Source organism: [Zimmermannella] faecalis ATCC 13722 (genome assembly GCF_000381765.1).
Lineage (GTDB): Bacteria > Actinomycetota > Actinomycetes > Actinomycetales > Microbacteriaceae > Gulosibacter > Gulosibacter faecalis.
The window spans coordinates 19,088-37,773 of sequence record NZ_KB907075.1; the positions used below are offsets into that span (position 1 = coordinate 19,088).

Sequence of the window (18,686 nt, forward strand, 5' to 3'; positions counted from 1 at the left end):
GGCAGCTCGGCGAGAACGAATCTCAAGTTAGGAGTTTGTATCCGTTTTCACAGCACTTTCGGAGTCTGATCACCCGTCAAATTCCCCCACAGAATAGAAAGGGGAGATATCTACTACGCCCGAGCATCCCCCCTCCCCCACGATTGACCATCACCCGGCATCCCCCAGCGGCATCACCCTCGTCGCTGCGCGCATCCCCCCTCTTCACGACACGTGTCCCCCACCCGTTTTCGGCACGTCGCTGCGCCGCCGCAGGACGCAGCGCCTCGCCGAGCGGGTGCATGAAACGGCGAACGGCGGTACCGCATGCGATACCGCCGTTCGCCGCAGCGTCATGCCGCGAGCGCGCCCCCGATCAGTCGTCGGCGGCGAGTTGCCAGGGAGATCCGGTCGTCGCGCCACCGGAACCGCTCGAGCCCGAGCCACTCGAGCTGCCCGAAGTTGGGTCGGCATCGCCCGCCGCGGCACCGCGGTCATCGCTGACCGCAGGCGCACCCTGCCCGCGCACCTGCGCGATGGCGCTCGCGCGGCCGGATACGCCGAGCTTGCGATAGATGCTCTTCAGCTGCGAGCGCACGGTTCCGACCGTGACGTGCCGCGCCTTCGCGATCTCGGAGTTCTTGAGCCCGCCCGCGAGCAGTGTCATGATCTCGCGCTCGCTGCGGGTGAGCGGCTGCGTCATCTGCCACGTGATCGAGCGTACGTCGCCGACGGCGGCGTCGAGCACCTCGACGAGCCCGTCCGGCAGCCGCGGGGCGAGCTCACGGAACGCCGCGAACGACGCCTCGGGCACGAACCGCAGGGCGAACCGCACGAGCGTGGGCGCCTCGTAGTCCTGCCAGGCGGCCGCGAGCTGGATCACCGCGAGGTCGTGGTTATCGAGCCGCAGCTGCGAGGCCGCGACGAGCACCCGCGCGAGCACGGCGAAGCGGGGCGCCTCGACGATCGCGCTCGGGTCGATCTCGGCGATCGACTGCTGGAACTCGCCGCACCACTGTGCCCAGATGACGCGTGCGAGGTCGGTCCACAGGTGGCGTTCGGGGCTCAGCGCCTCGGCGAGGTCGGCCGCGGCCTCCTTGTTCCCCGTCATCGCGAGCGTGCTCATGAGGCCGAACGCGGCGAGGTGCGTCGGCTCGGCGCTGCCCCACACCGAGACGCCGTTGCGCACGATCGCGTCGATCTCGCGCTGCGTCACCGACTGCGGCTGCGCGATCGCGCGCACCACGAGCCCCAGCAGCATGTGCGACGTCTTCGCCGCGGTTGCGACGCGCGGCGGCTGTTGCACGCCGATGGCGTCGAGCGCCCGCTCGTCGTGCCCCTCGTCGAGGTGGCGGAGCGCAATGAGGTTGCCGATGATGCCGTACCCCGCCGGCACCGAGCTCGCGCCGGTCGAGCGCAGCCCGAGCAGGTCTTCGAGCGTCACGAGCGCGTCGAGCCGCTCGGCGTGTGAGTGATCGCCGACGCTGCTGTAGCGCCGCGACTCGCGCGCGAATCGAAGGCTCAGCAACGGCTCATCGGCCATCAGCGCGGCCCACACGAGCAGGCTCGCGTGCCCGGCGATCTGCGCGCGCACCTCCCGCGGCTGCGACTGCGCGATCGACGCGATCTGGCCGCCCATCAGTTCGATCACATATGCGAGATAGCGACGGCTGCGGGCCCGATCGCCGAGCGCCAACGTGCCATAGGCGAGCAGGGTTGTGCGCGAGAGTTCCTCAATCGCCGACGTCGCGGTGCGCTGCTCCAGCGTCGAGACTGCGACCTCGACGCCGTCGCGCGACTCGCGTACCGACGCGCCGTTAATGAACCGCACTTCGGCCCGCAAGATCGCGAGGGCCGGATACGCGCTCCCGTCGATCATCGTGTCGCTCAGCAGCGTCGCGGTCGTCGGCTCGAGCACCCCGATGAGGTGGTGGTACCGGTTCGCGGCGAGGTCGTTCGCCTCGTCGAACCGTTCCAACGAGACAAGATAAAACAGCTCGCCGACGAGTCGACCCTGCGACCGCGCCGACGCGAGCCCGCGCTCGAACCCGGCGCGACGCGACTCCGCCGTGCTCTGCTGCATGAGCTGGCGCCAGGCGACGGGCGCCCACACGAGGCGCTCCTCGCTCACCTCGAAGTCGGTCGAGCGCACGAAGAACGGCAGCTGCCGAAACCGCGCGTACGCCTCGTCGGCGCCAACCTTGCTGAGCTCGCCGTAGTGCTCGAGGAACACCTTCAACTGCGTCTTCGAGAACGAGCGCAGTTCGCGCACCGCGTTGAGCGCCTCAAGCAGGTGACTCTGCATCGGCGGCAACACGGTCGGGCGCCGGTTCGTCAGCTCGAGCGCCTGCACCTCGGGCGCGATCTCGGCGGCATCCCACACCGCCCCGTTCGACCGCACGAGCCGTGCGCGCAGCTGGCGGGCGATGAGGCCGATCTGGCCATAGAGCCCGTCGCCGACGAGCGCGCTCATCGCGGTCTGTCGGCGGCCGGTCACGAGTTCGACGAGCTCTTCGACCTCGGCGCGGGTGAACGCGAGCTCGCGCTCGGTGAGCGTGAGCGTCTCGACCCCCGCGATCGACTCGGCCGCCGGCGTATCCACGCTCGTGGTCACGACGCGGAGGTGCGGATACGCGGCCAGCGCCGCGCTGATCTCAGCCCACAGCGGGTCATCACTCGCCGCGATGAGGCCGTCGGCGATCACGACGTGACGCCGGGCATCGTCGTTGCCGACCGACGCGGACGACTCGGCGGACTCGGCACACTCGTGCAACGAGCGCTGCAGCTGTGAGCGCGTCACGACCTGGTCGATGCGCGTACCCCGCGCGTTCGTCTCGAGGTAGGCGACGCACTGGTCGAGCAGCGTCGTTCGACCCCATCCCGGGAACGCCGCAAGCACCGTCAGGCTCGGCAGATCGCTCCAGATTTGGGCAAATCTGTGGCGCGTGAGCACGGGAACGTCGATCCAGAACGATTCAAGCGTCAAGTGGTGATCTAACTGTGCGAGCTGGTGAGCTGGTAGGCAGAACCCATACCTCCTGGCGGCGACGCTGGGGAGGTGCGGCGCTGCGTGGGTTCGAATGATTTCGGGGGTCGCGCTTCGCCTCGAGGCGATGCGGCACGCTCGACGGTGTTTACGTCGCGAGCGTGGAGGTGCCGCGGGCAGCCATACGGCGGCCCGGCAACCCTGGTCGTAATCGATTCAGCCCGGGCGTGTTTTGTACCCTGGGCAATCTCCTGGCGCCAATTATTACCCTTGCGGGCGGAAAAACACCAGAGCGCGCTTCAAGAAAAAGCGTGATGGCGCGCGTTTTTCATCCCCGATGCTGTACCACCCGGTACACCAATATCCGTCACCCCCTCGCCTCACCCCGCATATAAGCTTGCAGACACTGTTCCACCTGCCCTGTTTCGCTCTTCCCACCCCTCCTCGCTGACGGCAGCGGCGCTGTTCCGTCCGACCCCTGGTACGCATGACCGAACGCACCTCTGTCACGACGCTGTTCCGTCGCGCCTTCGAGGCAGGGGAACGCCGGGCCCTCACCGTCGTGCAGCAGGCAGCGTTCGCCGTATTTCTCGCGTTCGCCGACCTCATGCTCTTGGCCTACCGCGACGACACACACCCCTGGCTCATGCTCACGGGCTTTGGCCTGCTCGTCGTCGCAACCACGCTCTCAATCGCCGAACCGCACCTGCCGGAGCGCCTCCACATCGACGATGTCGTCGTCGCGCTCAACTTCTTCGCGGTCGGCGCAAGCCGCGCATCCACCCTGCCCGACGGCGCCGCGCTCTCACTGCTCGTGTTCTTCCCCGCCACCTGGCTGATCCTCTCGCACGGGCGCCGCGGCCTCGCCGTCGCAATCGGACTCATCATCGTGACGATCTCGGTGCCGACGCTGACGTTCGGCAGCATCGTCGACTTCCCCCAGATCGTGCTCGTGTGCATGCTGCCGTTCGCGACGCTCATGATCGGCGCGCTCATGATCGGCATCGACGGGCGACTGCGGCGGGCCCTCGCCGACCAGGAACGGCTCGCGAAGATGGCGAACCACTCCGCCGAGCTCCTCAACAGCACCCTCAACAGCATGGACGTCGCCGTCAACGTGCTCGACGCCGAGGGCGGCACCATTCTGCGCAACGCCGCCGCCGAAGAGATCGTCGAGTCGCAGACCCGCGGTGTGCGCACCCAGGCCGGGTCGATCATCCTGAGCATCGACGGCTACCACGCCGACGGCGTCACCCCCTTCCTGCCGGCCGAGAACCCCATTCGCAAGGCAATGGCCGGCACGACCACCCACAACGAGCTCGTGCTGCTCGGCGACCCCGGCGACGACCAGCGCGCGATCTCGCTCAGCGCGTATCCACTCTCGGGCCCAGGCCCGCTCGACGGGCACGTCATGATCTTCGCCTCCGACGTCACCGAGATGCAGGCGCTCCTGCGCCAGCGCGACGACTTCATCTCGACCGTCTCGCACGAGCTTCGCACCCCACTCACGTCGATCCTCGGCTACGCCGACCTCGCGACCGAGGAGTTCCACGCGCTGCAGGGCGGCCGCGCCGAACTCGCGGGCTCACCGCTCGGCGACTACCTCGACGTCATCGAGCGCAACTCCGAGCAGCTGCTCGGGCTCGTCGAAGACCTCCTGCTCGAGCGCCAGGCGCAGGCCGGCCGGCTCATGCTCACCCGCTCGAAGTTCTCGCTCGACTCGCTCGCGAAGCAGATCGCCGAGTCGATGCAGCCGGCCCTCCGCCGCCGCGACATGCACATCGAGGTTTCCGCCGACGACCGGGTCGTGATCGACGCCGACCAGCGCCGCATCGCGCAGGTGCTCGACAACCTCGTCATGAACGCGATCAAGTACGGAAACGACGGTGGCAACGTCGCGATCGAGGTCACGGCGCACGACGGCGTCGCCGAGGTCACGGTCATCGACAACGGCCCCGGCATGACGCCGCGCGAGCTCAGTCAACTGTTCGTGCCGTTCTTCCGCGGCACGACCGCCCGCGCCTCCTCCCAGCGCGGCACCGGCCTCGGCCTCACGGTCGTGCGCCGCATCCTCGACGCTCACTGCGGCACCATCACCGCCGAGTCAGAGCCCGGTTGCGGCACGACGATGCGCATCCGAATCCCCCTCGAGCCCCCGCTCGAACCCCCACTCGTCTCTCCCCACGAGTCCCATCCCCGAACGGAGTCCGCCGAGTGACCCTCCCCGACACGACGCCACATTCCCCGACGCCGTATTCCCGGACCCCACGCCGCGAGCGCTCCTACGTGCTCATCGGCCTGCTCATCTCCCTCGCCTACGGGGTCGCCGCGGCGCTCATCTTCTGCTTCTCGGGTGTGTACGGCGCCTTCGGCGAGACGCTGTGGCGCGACATCGCGGTGATCGTCGTCACGATCACCGCCTCCCTCGCCCTCGCCTACGCGAGCCTGCTGATCTTCGCGTACCTGCGGCCGAACGACGGCACCCCCGGCAATCCGCGCGAGTACGAGTGGCACTTCTTGGTGCCCTGCCGCGACGAAGAGGCCGTTATCGCCGAGACCGTCTCGGCCGCGCGCACGACGTTCCCGAACTGCCACGTGTGGGTCATCGACGACGCGTCAGAAGACGCGACCGCCGCGCTCGTGCGCGACCTCATCGACGTCGACGACCGCGTGCACCTCATCTCCCGCACGCTCCCGAACGCTCGCCTCGGCAAGGGCAAGGCGCTCAACGACGCCTACCGCGAGGTCGCGCGCCACGTCGGCCCCGAGGTCGACCGCTCCCGCGTCATCGTCGGCGTGCTCGACGCCGACGGGTTCATGTCAGACGACGCCCTCGCGATGCTCGCCGGCCCGCAGGCGTTCGGCGACCCCGGCAACGGCGCTGCGCAGGTCGAGGTGTGGATGAAGAACCGCGACGACCGGCAGCCTCGCGGCCGCTCGGGGTGGTACCTCAACGCGCTCGGCCGGTTCCTCGTGCGCATGCAGGACATCGAGTTCCGCACCTCAAACTCGGCGATGCAGCTGTTCCGCTCGCGCCCGAAGACCGTCGGGCTCGGCGGCAACGGCCAGTTCACGCGGCTCAGCGTGCTCGACGAGCTCGCGCAGGCGCACGGCGAGCCGTGGGGCACGAAGCTCAGCGAAGACTTCGAGCTCGGGCTCAACATCATGGCGCTCGGGCACCGCAACGCCTACGTTCGCGTCGCGCACGTCTCGCAGGAGGCCCTGCCGTACTTTGGTCGGCTCATCACGCAGCGCACGCGCTGGGCGCAGGGCGTGCTCGAGTGCGCGCCGAACATCGCGCGGCTCGGCCGCCGCCACGAGCTCACGGCTGGCGGCTGGCTCGAAACGCACTACTTCATCGCGCAGCCCGTGCTCGCGATGCTGAACCTCCTGCTCGTGCCGCTGCTCACCGTGCTCGCGATCATCGACGGTCGGCTCGGCCTCGCCGGCAACGTCGGCGACTGGATCGTGCTCGCCACCGGCGTGCTGTTCCTCATCGCGCCGTACGCGATCTGGGGCATCCTCTACCGCCGCCGCGCGGGCGAGCCGATCCACCCCGTCACGGGCGTGCTCTACGGCATCTCCTACGTCGGCTACGTCTACCTCACGTACCTCTACTACCCGCGCGCCCTGTTCCGCCTCGCGACGGGCCGCAACTCGTGGGCGAAGACGCGGCGCAACGCCGAAGACGCCGTCATGATCGCCCCCACGACGCCGCCCGCGCTGCGGCGCATCCCGGTCATCGAGTCGGCCGTGCTCGACGAGCTCACGCTCGACCTCGAGGGCGACGACGCCGCGCTCAGCGACATCGTCTCGCGCTTTGCGCTCATCTGGCCGCGCCGCCTCGGCAACCTGCGCCTCGCCGTCGCGAGCGAACGGCTCGAAGCGATTCACGACGCGATCGGGAGCATCCGGGTCGCCGCAGCCATGCTCGGCGCGGCCCGCCTGCGCGTCGCCGCCGAGGGGTTCACCGAGCTCGTCTCCGAGCACGCGGATGCGGTGCGCGAGGTCGTCGAGATCGACGGGCGGCAAGTGATGGCCGAGCGCGACGAGCACGCGACGGTCGACTTCGACGCGTGCCGCCGCTCGGTGGCCGAGATCGCGCGCGTGGGGGCCGATACGGTCGTCGAGATCCGCGCGCGCTACCTCGACATCGACACGCGGGCGCCGTAGGGCGCTGGCGCCGGGCGGGCGCTGGTGCTGGCGCTGGCGCTACGCGAGCAGTGACTCGAGCTGCTCGCGCAGCTCACGGGGACGGAACGGCTTCGTGAGGAACGCGTCGGCGCCCGCGTCAAGGCTCGCGGCGCGGTACTTCTCCATTGCGCGGGCGCTGATGACGACGATCTTGCCGGCGACGCTCGGGCGAATCTCGCGCACGATCTCGCCGCCGTCGATGTCGGGCAGGCCGAGGTCGACTGTCACGAGGTCGTGCTCGCGGGCGACCGCGGCGTCGGCGCCCTCGCGGCCGGTGGCGGCGTGTTCGACGTCGAAACCGCTGCGTTCGAGCACGAGTTCCAGGAGCCGGCGGATATCGTCGTCGTCTTCAATCACGAGGGCGTTGCGCCGGTCGGTCATGGGGTCTCCTGCAGAACGTAGGTGCTGAACGCCTCAGCTTACCGCGCCCGTTTCACCCCCTGGGTGAAGAATCTTCTGCACCGCGCATCCCCACCACGTAGGCCGCCTGCGCGAGGTGCTGCACCGCGTCGTCGACGACGCTCACGAGCCGCACGCCGCGGGTGACGTGGGGCGTCCAGTTCGTGTCGATGACCTCGTCGAGGTCGGCGTCGGCGAGCGTCGCGAGATACTCGAGCAGGTCGTCGACGCACGCCTCGATGTACTCGAACACGTCACTGGCGTTGTCGAACACGATCGACCGCGCCTCGGCGGGCGAGTGCCCGTAGCCAATCGTGTCACCGAGCTCCCCGAGCCCGAAGCGATCGCGGAACCGCGGCCACACCTCGTCACCGCCGTGCAGGTGCGCGACCTGCACGTCGAGCTCGCGGCCCGTATGCCAGAGCAGCCAGGCGATCGAGTTGTCGTGGCCGCCCGGGTGCGCGTTGAGGTCGGCCGGGCGGATGCTCCCTCGCAGGTTCGCGACGAGGTCGCGCGGGCGGGTGGCGAGGTCGGTCAGTACGTCGATGCCGTTCACGCGGCCAGGGTACTCCGCTGAGGCTTGCCTTCTGCGGCTTGCCTTCTGTGCAGCGCCTAGCCGCGGCGGAAGAGTCGCGCGAAGAATCCCTTGCGCTTCGTGCTGTTCGCCTCGCGCTCCTTGGCACGCTCGGCCTCTGCCTCGGCGGCGCGGCGCTTGCGGGCGAGGCGCTTCTGGTCGCGCTCGAGCTTCGGCAGGTCGAGGCGAATGACCTCCGAGATGCGGTCGGCGCGTTCCCCCGTCTCGTCGGGCTCGACCGGCGGAGTCGCGAACTCCGACTCGAGGTTGTACTCGATGTTGCGGGCGACCTCGCGCCACGCGGCCTTCTGCGAGACCTCGACGAGGTGCGTGAGCGTCGCCTCGTCGGTCGCGCGGTGGCGCAGCTCGGCCGAGACCTCCTCGGCGTGCTGCTTGCGCGTCTTCAGGTTCGAGATGTCGCTGCGGCGGTAGTCGTGCATGCCCGTCGACTTGAAGCCGAGCGACTTCGCGCGCTTGATCATCTGCTCGAGGTATGCGACCTCGGCGTCGCTCTCGTCGGCGAGCTCGGTGAGAATCTGCATCGCGACGTGCATGTAACGCTTGTGCTCGAACTCGTGGCCCGAGGCGAGAATGTCGATGAGGATGCGGTTCTTCATCGCGAGGCGCGCGGCCGCCTGCGCGATCGTGATGCCCTCCTCGACCGACTCGGACGGCGTCTCCCCCGTCGCGGTCGAGACCTGCGTGGGGGCCGAGGGCGTGGGGGCCGAGGGTGTGGCTGCGGCGGGCTCGGGCTGCTCCGCAGGCTCGGGTTGCTCGGTCGGCTCAGCCGGGGCGGCGGGCGCGGACTGCTCGGCGGGCTGCTCAGCGGCTTCGGCAGCAAGGCTCGCCGCGACCGCCTCGGCGATCGGCGTATCCACCTGTCGTTGCTCGCGTTCGTGCTCGCTCATGCCACCCCCTCCAGTTCGACCCCTCTAGTGTCGCTGATTTTCGGCGACTTCGCCGCCGATCGCGGCCCACGTCTCGCGGAGGGCGTCGGTCCACGGCGTCGGCGCGAGGCCTTGCTCGGTTTCGAGCACGCCCGGGGCGAGCACGCATGGCCGGTACCAGAGGTCGCCGATGCCGTTGAGTTCGCGCGCGAACGTCACGACCGGGGCGAGCGCGCGCGGCGCGAATCGCGGCACGACGATCGGCCGTTTCGCCCGTTCCCCGGCGAGTTCTGAGGCGGCGGCGATGAGCTCGGCCTGGCTGCGCGCGGGCGCGCTCGGGGCGTTCAGCACAGCGTCGCGGGCGTCGCCCGTGAGGGAGGCGGCGTTACGTGCCGCGTGGAGCATTGCGAGCGCGAGGTCGGGCACGAACGTGAGCGAGTGCGGGGCCGCGGGATCGCCGACGACGATCGCGCGACGGCCCTGCGCGACGCGCTCGAGCACCATCGCGCACGCGACCGAGCCGAACGTGCCGACCGTCGTCGGCCCGACGAGGTCGGCGGCGATGACGCTCACCGTGCGGGCGCGGTGCGCGCGGCGGGCCGCGAGCAAGTCAATGCGGATGCGCCCCTTCGCATCGAGCGGCGCGGGCGCGGCGCCCTCGCGCAGGTTGGTGGCCGCGCCCTGGAAGCCGTACATCGACTCGGGGAACACGACCGGCACGTCGTGCTCGTCGGCCGCGTCGAGCACGGCCCGCTCGCGCGGCGGGAGTTCGACCGCCCATTTGCGCGCGTCGTAGGGCGCGTGGAAGCACGCGAGCACCGCATCCGCCCCCTCGAGCGCCGATGCGAGCGCTGCCGGGTCGAGCACGTCGCCCGTGACGCGGCGCACGCCCGGGGTCTCAGGTTTCGGGCTGCGGCGCAGCACGGTGACTTCGTCGCCCGCGGCGACTGCGTGGGTGATGAGTTCGCGTCCGATTTGGCCTTCGCCGATGACGAGATAGCGCATGGGGTCCTCCAATTTGTGAGCAGTGCTCTCTGATTGAGCGATTTCAGTGAACACTGCTCTCGCAACACTGTCAAGAGCACTGCTCTCGTTTGTGCGACAATGACGGCATGGCCACCGAGCAGCAGCCCACCTCGCGCGCCGCCGCGCGCGCCGAGATGATGCGGCGCATCGTCGAGCTCGGCAACGCGCAGCTCGCCGAGCAGGGCGTCGCCAGCCTCAGTGTGCGCGAAATCGCACGCGGGCTCGGCGTCGTCTCATCGGCGATCTACCGCTACGTGCGCAGCCGCGACGACCTGCTCACGCTGCTCATCGTCGACGCGTACACCGACCTCGGCGATGCGGTCGAGGCACGGATACGCGGCGTCGACGACCCGCGCGCGGCCTTTGTCGCGCTCGGCGAGGCGATGACCGACTGGGCGATCGCGAACCCCGAACGCTGGACGCTCCTCTACGGCACCCCCGTGCGCGACTACGACGCGCCCGCCGCGACGACGAACGAGCAGGGCACCCGCGTCACGCGGCACGTGCTCGAACTCGCAGCCCGGGCCGCGGCAGGCCAAGACGAGCCCGCGACCCCGGCGACGACGCCCGGCATGCGGGCACTGCTCGACGACGTGTTCGCCGAGTTCGAACTCGAGAGCGGATACGCGACGGCCACCCGCGCGATGACCGCCTGGAGCGGCCTGGTCGGGGTCATCAGCGCCCACGTCTTCGGCCAGCTCGGCGCCGACGCCCGCGCCGTCGGCCGCGAGATCATCGCGGTGCAGCTCGAACTGCTCGCCGACCTCGTCGCGCCAACCTGGAGGAACAATGACCGCTAATCCCCACCCCACCACCCCAAGCCCCACGGTCCCGACGCTTGAGCCCGCGTTCGACGTCGCCGTGCGTCTCGGGCCACTCGACGACCACGGCGTGACCCGCGCCGGGCACCGCCGCGTGATCCCGATCGTCGGCGGCCAGCTCACCGGCGACGTCGAGGCGGAGATCCTGCCCGGCGGCGCCGACTGGCAGCTCGTGCGCCCCGACGGCGCGATGGAGATCGACGGCCGGTACACGGCTCGCACCACCAACGGCGAGCTGCTCTACCTGCTCGTAAACGGTGTGCGCACCGGTCCTGCGGATGCGCTCGAGGCCCTGCAGCGCGGCGAGCAGGTCGACCCCGATCGGTACTACTTCCGCACCGCGATCACGATCGAGACCTCAGCACCCGCGCTGGCGCGCCTCGAGCACGCGATCTTCGTCGCCTCGTGCGTGCGCGACCCCGATGCCGTCCGCTACACCGCCTACCGCGTGACGTGAGCCGCGGCGGACGCGGCCTGGGAAACGAAAACGCCCCCGCTTCCGCGGGGGCGTCTCAGTGGTGGCTCCGACGGGCGTCGATCCCGTGACCTCTCGATTTTCAGTCGAACGCTCTACCAACTGAGCTACAGAGCCAAACAGCTTGTCGCTGTGGAAGAAACGCCCTCGTCTTTCGACGAGGGCGCCGCTACTCCGCGACCCTGACGGGACTTGAACCCGCGACCTCCGCCGTGACAGGGCGGCACGCTAACCAACTGCGCTACAGGGCCTCATATGAAATTTTCGGACGGTTTAACTTAACAGCTTTTTCCCGGTGTCGCCACCGTGACCCCAACGGGATTCGAACCCGTGTTGCCGGCGTGAAAGGCCAGTGTCCTAGGCCACTAGACGATGGGGCCGAAAGCTGCTTCGGCATGACCGCCGAATGAAGAGCCTAGTAGGAACAAATGCCCGCGCGCAAGTTCAGATTCGCCGAGAGTTCGCGACGCGGGGCCGCCGAACGTCCAACTTCCCACGGAAATCCACGGAAAACCGGGGCTCCCGGGTTACAAAACCGTAATGAAGAGGCTAGTGTGGCCGATGTTAACTGTGTGACTTTTGTGCTCCACTGCGAAATCTGAAGCCCAACGTTGAGGAGTGTGGCGCGCATCCGTCGCACTGCCGCGACACGCACACCACCCCGAGACCCGCCACGCAGCGCCGAAGAAAGGTCCGCATGACTTCGCTCAAGTCCCGCCGCCGGGCCGGTGGCCGCAGCGCCAACCGGTCGGGATTCACGATCGGCGCAACTGCCCTGCTCATCGTCGGGCTCGTCGGCAACGGCGCGATCACCGCGAACGCGAAAGACCTCGACGACTACGCGACCTGGGACGACGTCGTCGCCGCCCAGAACGACATCGACGCACAGAACGCCCTGATCGACGAGATCAACGGCCAGATTCAGGAGCTCGAGACCCAGGTCGCCGAGGCCGAAGAGGTCGCCGAGGCTGCGGGCGCCGCGTACTCGCAGGCCGAGGCCGCATCGACCAGCCAGGGCGAGAAGGTCTACTCGCTGCAGACCCAGGCCGACGCCGCCGCGGCAGAGGCCGACGAAGCCGAGTCGGAGGCCGCCGGCTACGTCGCGGCCATGGCCGACCGCGTGCCCGTCGACCCCACGGTCGAGCTGCTGACGAACCCCGACGACGCCGACGGGTTCCTCATGGGCATGTCGACGCTCTCGAAGCTCGGCACGCAGAACGGCGCCGTCTACGAAAACGCCGTCGCGGCCCGCAACAACGCGAACTCGCTCGCCGACCAGGCGCAGGTCGCCCTCGAAGAGCTCGAAGAGCTCGAGGCCGAGGCGCAGGCCAACTACCAGGCCGCGGTCGACGCACAGCTCGACCTGCAGGCCGCCCGCGACGAGAAGACCGAAAAGGGCTCCGAGCTTGAGGCCATGCTTGCCCCGCTCGAAGAGCACCGCGAGGTCGTCGCGGCCGACTACCAAGAGGGCGAGCGCCTGCGCGAAGAAGAGCGCAAGCGCATCGAAGAAGAGCAGCGCAAGGCCGCCGAAGAGGCCGCCGCAGCGGCCGCAGCCGCCCAGGCGGCCGCCGAGAAGGCGCAGGCCCAGGCGAACCAGAACGCCTCGTCGGGCGGCTCCTCGGGCTCGAGCGGCTCGTCGGGCGGCTCCTCCGGCGGTGGCGGCGGTGGCGGCAGCGAGGCGCCGACCGGCTCGGGCTACGTGCCCCCGCTCGGCTACAACGCCTACATCACGAGCCCCTACGGCTGGCGCATCCACCCCGTGTATGGCTACTCGCGCCTGCACAACGGCACCGACTTCGTCGTGCCGGGCGGCACCTGCGGCACCCCGATCTACGCGGTCTCGGCGGGCACCGTCACCTACGCCGCGTGGCTCGACGGCTGGGGCAACCGAGTCGACTACCAGCTCGACGACGGCACGACCCTCGGCAACGCGCACATCATGCCAGGAGGCATCATGGTCTACCCCGGCCAGCGCGTCGCCGCCGGCCAGATCATCGCCTACGCGGGCACGACCGGCCCCTCGACCGGCTGCCACCTGCACTTCATGGTGAACAACGGCGCCGTCGACCCCGTCGGCTGGCTCGCCGCCCGCGGCATCTACTACTAAGCCGGCAACCACAGACCGCACGCACAACGACGCGGGGCGCGGATCCACTCGGATCCGCGCCCCGCGTCGCGTATCGGCTCAGCGCCGGGATGCGCTACTCGGCCGGCTTGTAGGCCTTCAGCGAGCGCTCGATGATCGCCTCGGCGTCGGCCGCCGAACCCCACGAGTCGACCTTGACCCACTTGCCGGGCTCGAGGTCCTTGTAGTGCTCGAAGAAGTGCTTGAGCTGGTCACGGGTGTTCTCGGGCACGTCCTCGAGCTCCTGCAGGTGCGCGAAGCGCGGGTCCTTGTGCGGCACGCAGAGAATCTTGTCGTCGCCGCCGGCCTCGTCAGACATGTGGAGCACGCCGACGGGGCGCACCTTCAGGCCGACGCCGGGGAACACCGGGTACTCGAGCAGCACGAGCGCGTCGAGCGGGTCGCCGTCGTCGGCGAGGGTGTGCTCGAAGAAGCCGTAGTCGACGGGGTACACGAACGGGGTAAACAGCACGCGGTCGAGGAAAACCCGGCCGGTCTCGTGGTCAACCTCGTACTTGTTGTGGCTGCCACGAGGAATCTCAATGACGACGTCGTAGGTGCTCAATTCTGCTCCTGAAAGTGAGAGAGGCGCGTGCGCGCAGGACGGCACCAGAGTACCGGCTGTGCGTGCCACGGCGCCGAGGATACGCGGGGCGTGGCCGCGCGAGGGTCGCGCGCGAGCGTGCACGCGTATCCACCTGTGCCGCCCCGATACATTTGGGGCCAAGTGCCGAGTACCCTGGGTGTGTGACAGATCGACCCCGCTTAACTCCGCCGGTAGCCGATATTCGGCGCGCCGTGCGCAACTCGCTGCGCGGCGTGGCCGTCGAGGGCGACCTCGTGCTGGTCGCACTGTCGGGAGGCCCCGACTCCCTCTCGCTCGCCGCCGGACTCGCCTTTGAGGCACCGCGCGCAGGCCTTCGCGCCGGCGCCATCATCGTTGACCACCAGCTGCAACCCGGCTCGGCCGAACAGGCCGACCGTGCCGCAGAGCAAGCCCGCGAGCTCGGGCTCGACCCCGTGCTCGTCGAACGCATCGACGTCGTCGACGACGGTGCCGGCCCCGAGGCCTCGGCCCGCGCGGCCCGCTACGGCGCGATCGACCGCGTGCGCGAAGAGGTCGGCGCGTCGTGGGTCGTGCTCGGCCACACGCTCGACGACCAGGCCGAAACTGTGCTGCTCGGGCTCGCCCGCGGCTCGGGCGGCAAGTCGCTCCACGGCATGGCGGTCGTGAACGGGCCGCTCGTGCGTCCGCTGCTCGGCATCCACCGCGAGGCGACGCAGCAGGCGTGCGCCGACCAGGGCCTCGAGCCGTGGCACGACCCGATGAACGACGACGAGTCGTACCGCCGCGTACGCATTCGAAAGAACGTCATGCCCGTGCTCGAGTCGGAGCTCGGCCCCGGCATCGCCGAGGCCCTCGCCCGCACCGCGACGACCCTGCGCGAAGACTCCGAGACCCTCGACTCCCTCGCCCTCGAGTGGGCGCGCGAGATCGTCGACACCGACGAAGACGGCCGCGTCACGCTCGACGTCGGCGGCCTCGTCACGCAGCCCGCGGCCCTGCGCCAGCGCATCTGCCGCGCCGTCGCCGAGCAGGGCTTCGGTGTCTCGCTCACCCGCGCGCACACGATGGCGGTCGCGGCCCTCGCAACCGAGTGGCGCGGCCAGGGCCCGATCGACCTGCCCGGCATCCGCGTCGAGCGCAACGCCGGCCGACTGCTGTTCGGCTACGCGGGCCACCCCGACGACGAACGCTAACCCGTAGTTTTCCCCGCGAAAGGAATCCCGTGCGCGCAACCGATATCGCCGACGACGTCCGCGAACTGCTGCTCTCCCGCGACGACATCCAGGAGCGCATCGCCGAACTCGCGCGCGATATCGAGGCCGACTACGTCGACCGCACGCCGCTGCTCGTCGGCGTGCTCAAGGGCGCCGTCATGGTCGTCAGCGACCTTGCCCGCGAACTGAAGATTCCCCTCGAGATGGACTGGATGGCCGTCTCGTCATACGGCTCGGGCACCGTCTCGTCGGGTGTCGTGCGCATCCTGAAAGACCTCGACACCGACCTCACGGGCCGCGACGTGCTCATCGTCGAAGACATCATCGACTCGGGCCTCACCCTGAGCTGGCTGCGTGCGAACCTCGAGTCGCGCGGCGCCGCCTCGGTCGAGATCTGCACGCTGCTGCGCAAGCCCTCGCGCCTCAAGGTCGACGTGCCCGTGCGCTACATCGGCTTCGACGTGCCGAACGAGTTCGTCGTCGGCTACGGCCTCGACTACGACGAGCGCTACCGCAACCTGCACGACGTCGTCGTGCTGCGCCCGCACGTGTACGGCGCGTCAGAAGACGACGTCGCGGGCCCCGTCGACCCGGCCCGCAAGGTGCTCCGCACGGGCCTCGAAGAGCCCACCGAATAGCTAGGCCGCGCCAGCCCGCGCCAGCCCTACGCGCGCACCTCGAACTCGTCGCCCCCGCGCGGCGTGACCTCGCTCGTTTCGACCGACTCGACGGTCGCCGACGGCGGGCCCTCGTGCGCCCACTCGACGAGCCGGGCCACCGCATCCGCCTCTCCCTCGGCCTCGAACTCGACGCGGCTGTCGAAGAGATTGCGCACGTACCCCGCGAGGCCGAGCTCGCGCGCCGCCTTTGCGGTCGAGTAGCGGAACCCGACCCCCTGCACGACGCCCGACACGTACCCGCGCACTCGCTGTTTCGCCATGCCGCCAGGGTACCGGGCAAACGGATGCGCACACCCGGCTTGCGCTTGACGTAACGTCAACCGATAGCGTCGTCAGCGCATCGAGTTGCGGCACGAGGGAGGAGCACCGTGGACTGGTCAACGAACGAGGTCGTCGCCGCCACCGGCGTCACGTCGCGCACCCTGCGCCACTACGACCACATCGGCCTGCTGCCACCCGACCGGGTGGGGCACGGCGGCCTGCGCTACTACTCGCAGCGATCGCTCGTGCGGCTGCAGCGCATCCTCGCGCTGCGCGACCTCGGGGTCGACCTCGCGGGGATCCGCGAGGTGCTCGACGGCGACGTCAGCGACCGCGAGGCGCTCGTCGAGCTGCGCGAGCGGCTCGCGCGGGAGCGGGCGCGCATCCGCCGCCAGATCGCCGCGATCGATGCGACCATCACCGCGATCACGAATGAGGAGGAAATTATGCCGAACGACATGTTCGCAGGCTTTGACCACACGAAGTACGACGCCGAGGTGCGCGAGCGCTGGGGCGACGAGGCCGCCGACCGCAGCAACGACTGGTGGACCGGGCTCGGCGAGGCTGGGCAGGCCGAGTTTCGCGCCGAACTCGCGGCGCTGAACGACGCCTGGGATGCGCAGCTCGAGGCGGGCGTCGAGCCCGGCTCGGCCGCGGCGCAGGCCGTTGCCGAGCGTCACTACCACTGGCTGCAGCGCTCGTGGGGCGGCCGCGAGGTAACCGCCGACGCCCTGCGCGGGCTCGCGCAGATGTACGTCGACGACCCGCGGTTCGCCGCGAACTACACGCGCGTCTCCCCCGCGGGCGCCGAGTTCGTGCGCGACGCGCTCACCGAGTACGCCGCGGGACTCGCGTAGCGGCGCACTCGGCGACGTACTGCTAGCCGTCGAGCTTCGCGGGCGGGCGCGGGGCGCCGGCCGGCGGGGCGATGCGGGCGTACTCGCGCGCCGAGGTGCCCAAGCCAGACTGCGCATCCGCCCCACTGCCCGAGGCCGCCACGACCGCCTCGACACCGGCCGCGCGGGCGGGCGCCGCATCCCAGCCGCCGTCAACGGCGCGCTTCTGCACGACGATCGCCGCGACGAGAATCGCGAGGCCGATGAGCGCGAGGAAGATCGCGCCGAGCACGGCGCCGCCCTTCGCGCCGTAGCCGATGAGAATACCGAACCAGCCGAAGTCGGCGTCACCGAAGGTGGTGTTCGCCGAGCCGAAGCTGCCGAGCACCTGCATGAGCAGCGCCGGGAGGAACGTGATGAGCAGACCGTTCACGAAGCCACCCGCGATGGCGCCGCGGCGGCCACCCGTCGCGTTGCCGAACACACCCGCGGCACCACCGGTGAAGAAGTGCGGCACGAGGCCGGGCAGAATCACCGCGAGCCCGAGCGCCGGCCCGAGCCAGGCGCCGAGCAAAAACAGCCCCGCGAGGCCCGCGACGAACGACGAGATGAACCCGATGAGCACCGCGTTCTGCGCGTACGGGAACACGATCGGCGCGTCGAGCGCGGGCACGGCGCCCGGCACGACCTTCGCGGCGATGCCCTGGAACGCGGGCACGAGCTCACCAAGAATCGTGCGCACACCGAAGAGGATCACGGCGACCGCGATGCCGAAGCCGAGGCCCTGCGTGACCGCCTGCATGAGGAAGTTGCCGACGTTCGTCGCACCGCCGAACGCCTCGAACGCGGTCTCCTCGCCGACGCGCAGCAGGTAGATCACCGCGACGATGACGTACATGAGCACCATCGAAAGCGCCGTCGCGACCATCGAGTCGCGGAGGAACCGCAGGCCCTCGGGCACCTTGATGTCTTCGGTCGAGGGGCTCTTCCCCTTCGGGTCGACGAGGCGCCCCACGGCACCGGCCGCGATGTAGCCGGCGGTGCCGAAGTGGCCGATCGCGATCGAGCTGTCGCCCGTGACCTTCTTCATCCACGGCTGCGCGAGCGCCGGCAGCGACACCATGAGCACGCCGAGCAGCACGGCGCCGAGTCCCACGACGAGCCAGGTGTCCATGCCCGCCGAGGCCATGACGATCGTGATCATCGTCGCCATGAACAGCATGTGGTGCCCCGTGAGGAACACGTACCGCAGCGGCGTGAACCGCGCGAGCAGCAGCGCGACGACGAAGCCGAGGATCATGAGCCACGACACCTGCGCGCCGTACTCGGCCTGCGCGATGCCCGCGATCGCCTCGTTCGTCGGCACGACGCCCTGCGCGCCGAGCGCGCCCTGAATCATGACGCCAAGCGGGTCGAGCGACGCCGTCACGAGCGTCGCGCCCGCGCCGATGAGTAGGAATCCGAGGGTCGCCTTGAGGCCGCCGCCGATGACCGCGCCGACGCTCTTGCGCAGCGCGATGAGGCCGACGGCCGTGATGATGCCGATGAGGTACGCCGGCACGCTAAGAATCTCGTTCACGAGGAACTGCGCGATCGCGTAGATCACGTCCATGATGTGCTCCAACTAGTAGAAGACGAAGGGGTTTGGATGCGCGCGGCGC

The 18,686-nt window shown here is 69.7% G+C and carries 16 protein-coding genes and 3 tRNA genes; 8 read left to right on the forward strand and 11 right to left on the reverse strand.

The features are described from left to right. Window positions 1-355 precede the first annotated feature (355 nt). Window positions 356-2,965: a response regulator transcription factor gene (locus tag G328_RS0102815; RefSeq protein ID WP_019617831.1), complete on the reverse strand. Its 2,610-nt coding sequence runs from the start codon at window positions 2,963-2,965 to the stop codon at window positions 356-358. A 487-nt stretch (window positions 2,966-3,452) separates the two neighbouring features. Here G328_RS0102815 and G328_RS15650 point away from each other — a divergent pair, with 487 nt between their 5' ends. Continuing rightward, window positions 3,453-5,183 (forward strand): sensor histidine kinase, encoded by a 1,731-nt coding sequence (locus G328_RS15650; protein WP_019617832.1) that lies wholly within the window; start codon window positions 3,453-3,455, stop codon window positions 5,181-5,183. After that, complete coding sequence (locus G328_RS0102825; protein WP_110463762.1) at window positions 5,180-7,138, forward strand: glycosyltransferase family 2 protein; 1,959 nt, start codon at window positions 5,180-5,182, stop codon at window positions 7,136-7,138. The genes G328_RS15650 and G328_RS0102825 overlap by 4 nt, the downstream gene beginning before the upstream one ends. A gap of 39 nt (window positions 7,139-7,177) precedes the next feature. Here G328_RS0102825 and G328_RS0102830 read toward each other — a convergent pair whose 3' ends face one another. Genes G328_RS0102830 through G328_RS13895 form a run of 4 tightly spaced genes read right to left on the reverse strand, consistent with a single transcriptional unit; the run spans window position 7,178 to window position 10,024 of the window. After that, window positions 7,178-7,540 (reverse strand): response regulator transcription factor, encoded by a 363-nt coding sequence (locus G328_RS0102830; protein ID WP_019617834.1) that lies wholly within the window; start codon window positions 7,538-7,540, stop codon window positions 7,178-7,180. A 52-nt stretch (window positions 7,541-7,592) separates the two neighbouring features. Further along, window positions 7,593-8,114 (reverse strand): mycothiol transferase, encoded by a 522-nt coding sequence (locus G328_RS0102835; RefSeq protein ID WP_019617835.1) that lies wholly within the window; start codon window positions 8,112-8,114, stop codon window positions 7,593-7,595. Window positions 8,115-8,170: 56 nt separating this feature from the next. Then, window positions 8,171-9,040, reverse strand: a complete 870-nt coding sequence (locus G328_RS13885; RefSeq protein ID WP_020722869.1) for a hypothetical protein — start codon at window positions 9,038-9,040, stop codon at window positions 8,171-8,173. 24 nt (window positions 9,041-9,064) lie between these two features. Then, on the reverse strand, window positions 9,065-10,024 hold the full coding sequence (locus tag G328_RS13895; RefSeq protein WP_019617836.1) for an NAD(P)H-binding protein: 960 nt from the start codon (window positions 10,022-10,024) through the stop codon (window positions 9,065-9,067). Window positions 10,025-10,131: 107 nt separating this feature from the next. Here G328_RS13895 and G328_RS0102850 point away from each other — a divergent pair, with 107 nt between their 5' ends. Together G328_RS0102850 and G328_RS0102855 are read left to right on the forward strand one after the other, a co-directional pair. Further along, on the forward strand, window positions 10,132-10,845 hold the full coding sequence (locus G328_RS0102850; protein WP_019617837.1) for a TetR/AcrR family transcriptional regulator: 714 nt from the start codon (window positions 10,132-10,134) through the stop codon (window positions 10,843-10,845). After that, window positions 10,835-11,323, forward strand: a complete 489-nt coding sequence (locus G328_RS0102855; RefSeq protein ID WP_019617838.1) for a DUF3237 domain-containing protein — start codon at window positions 10,835-10,837, stop codon at window positions 11,321-11,323. Before G328_RS0102850 ends, G328_RS0102855 begins: the two co-directional genes overlap by 11 nt. Window positions 11,324-11,382: 59 nt before the next feature. Here the strand turns inward: G328_RS0102855 and G328_RS0102860 are convergent. The 3 genes from G328_RS0102860 to G328_RS0102870 all read right to left on the reverse strand — a co-directional run bounded on the left by G328_RS0102860 (window position 11,383) and on the right by G328_RS0102870 (window position 11,721). After that, window positions 11,383-11,458 (reverse strand) — tRNA-Phe (locus tag G328_RS0102860). Between the two features lie 60 nt (window positions 11,459-11,518). Continuing rightward, a tRNA-Asp gene (locus tag G328_RS0102865) sits at window positions 11,519-11,592 on the reverse strand. Between the two features lie 56 nt (window positions 11,593-11,648). Continuing rightward, window positions 11,649-11,721: transfer RNA gene (locus G328_RS0102870), tRNA-Glu, on the reverse strand. A gap of 317 nt (window positions 11,722-12,038) precedes the next feature. Between G328_RS0102870 and G328_RS13900 the strand changes: the two genes are divergently transcribed. Beyond that, the gene (locus G328_RS13900; protein ID WP_019617839.1) at window positions 12,039-13,448 is read left to right on the forward strand and encodes a M23 family metallopeptidase; all 1,410 of its coding nucleotides are present in this window, start codon (window positions 12,039-12,041) and stop codon (window positions 13,446-13,448) included. A gap of 94 nt (window positions 13,449-13,542) precedes the next feature. Here G328_RS13900 and ppa read toward each other — a convergent pair whose 3' ends face one another. Further along, entirely contained in the window at window positions 13,543-14,031 is a 489-nt protein-coding gene (gene ppa, locus G328_RS0102880) for an inorganic diphosphatase (protein ID WP_019617840.1), read from the reverse strand. A 233-nt stretch (window positions 14,032-14,264) separates the two neighbouring features. Here ppa and tilS point away from each other — a divergent pair, with 233 nt between their 5' ends. Together tilS and hpt are read left to right on the forward strand one after the other, a co-directional pair. After that, window positions 14,265-15,227 carry a tRNA lysidine(34) synthetase TilS gene (tilS, locus tag G328_RS0102885; RefSeq protein WP_019617841.1) on the forward strand — a complete coding sequence of 321 codons (963 nt, stop codon included), beginning with the start codon at window positions 14,265-14,267 and terminating at the stop codon, window positions 15,225-15,227. A 29-nt stretch (window positions 15,228-15,256) separates the two neighbouring features. Next, a complete protein-coding gene (gene hpt, locus G328_RS13905) occupies window positions 15,257-15,886 on the forward strand; it encodes a hypoxanthine phosphoribosyltransferase (RefSeq protein WP_019617842.1) in 630 nt (209 codons plus the stop codon). A 26-nt stretch (window positions 15,887-15,912) separates the two neighbouring features. Here the strand turns inward: hpt and G328_RS0102895 are convergent, their stop codons facing one another. Continuing rightward, entirely contained in the window at window positions 15,913-16,188 is a 276-nt protein-coding gene (locus G328_RS0102895) for an acylphosphatase (RefSeq protein ID WP_026339615.1), read from the reverse strand. A gap of 108 nt (window positions 16,189-16,296) precedes the next feature. Here G328_RS0102895 and G328_RS0102900 point away from each other — a divergent pair, with 108 nt between their 5' ends. Continuing rightward, window positions 16,297-17,046 (forward strand): MerR family transcriptional regulator, encoded by a 750-nt coding sequence (locus G328_RS0102900; RefSeq protein ID WP_019617844.1) that lies wholly within the window; start codon window positions 16,297-16,299, stop codon window positions 17,044-17,046. A 22-nt stretch (window positions 17,047-17,068) separates the two neighbouring features. Here the strand turns inward: G328_RS0102900 and G328_RS0102905 are convergent, their stop codons facing one another. Then, on the reverse strand, window positions 17,069-18,637 hold the full coding sequence (locus G328_RS0102905; RefSeq protein ID WP_019617845.1) for a PTS ascorbate transporter subunit IIC: 1,569 nt from the start codon (window positions 18,635-18,637) through the stop codon (window positions 17,069-17,071). Between the last annotated feature and the right edge of the window lie 49 nt (window positions 18,638-18,686).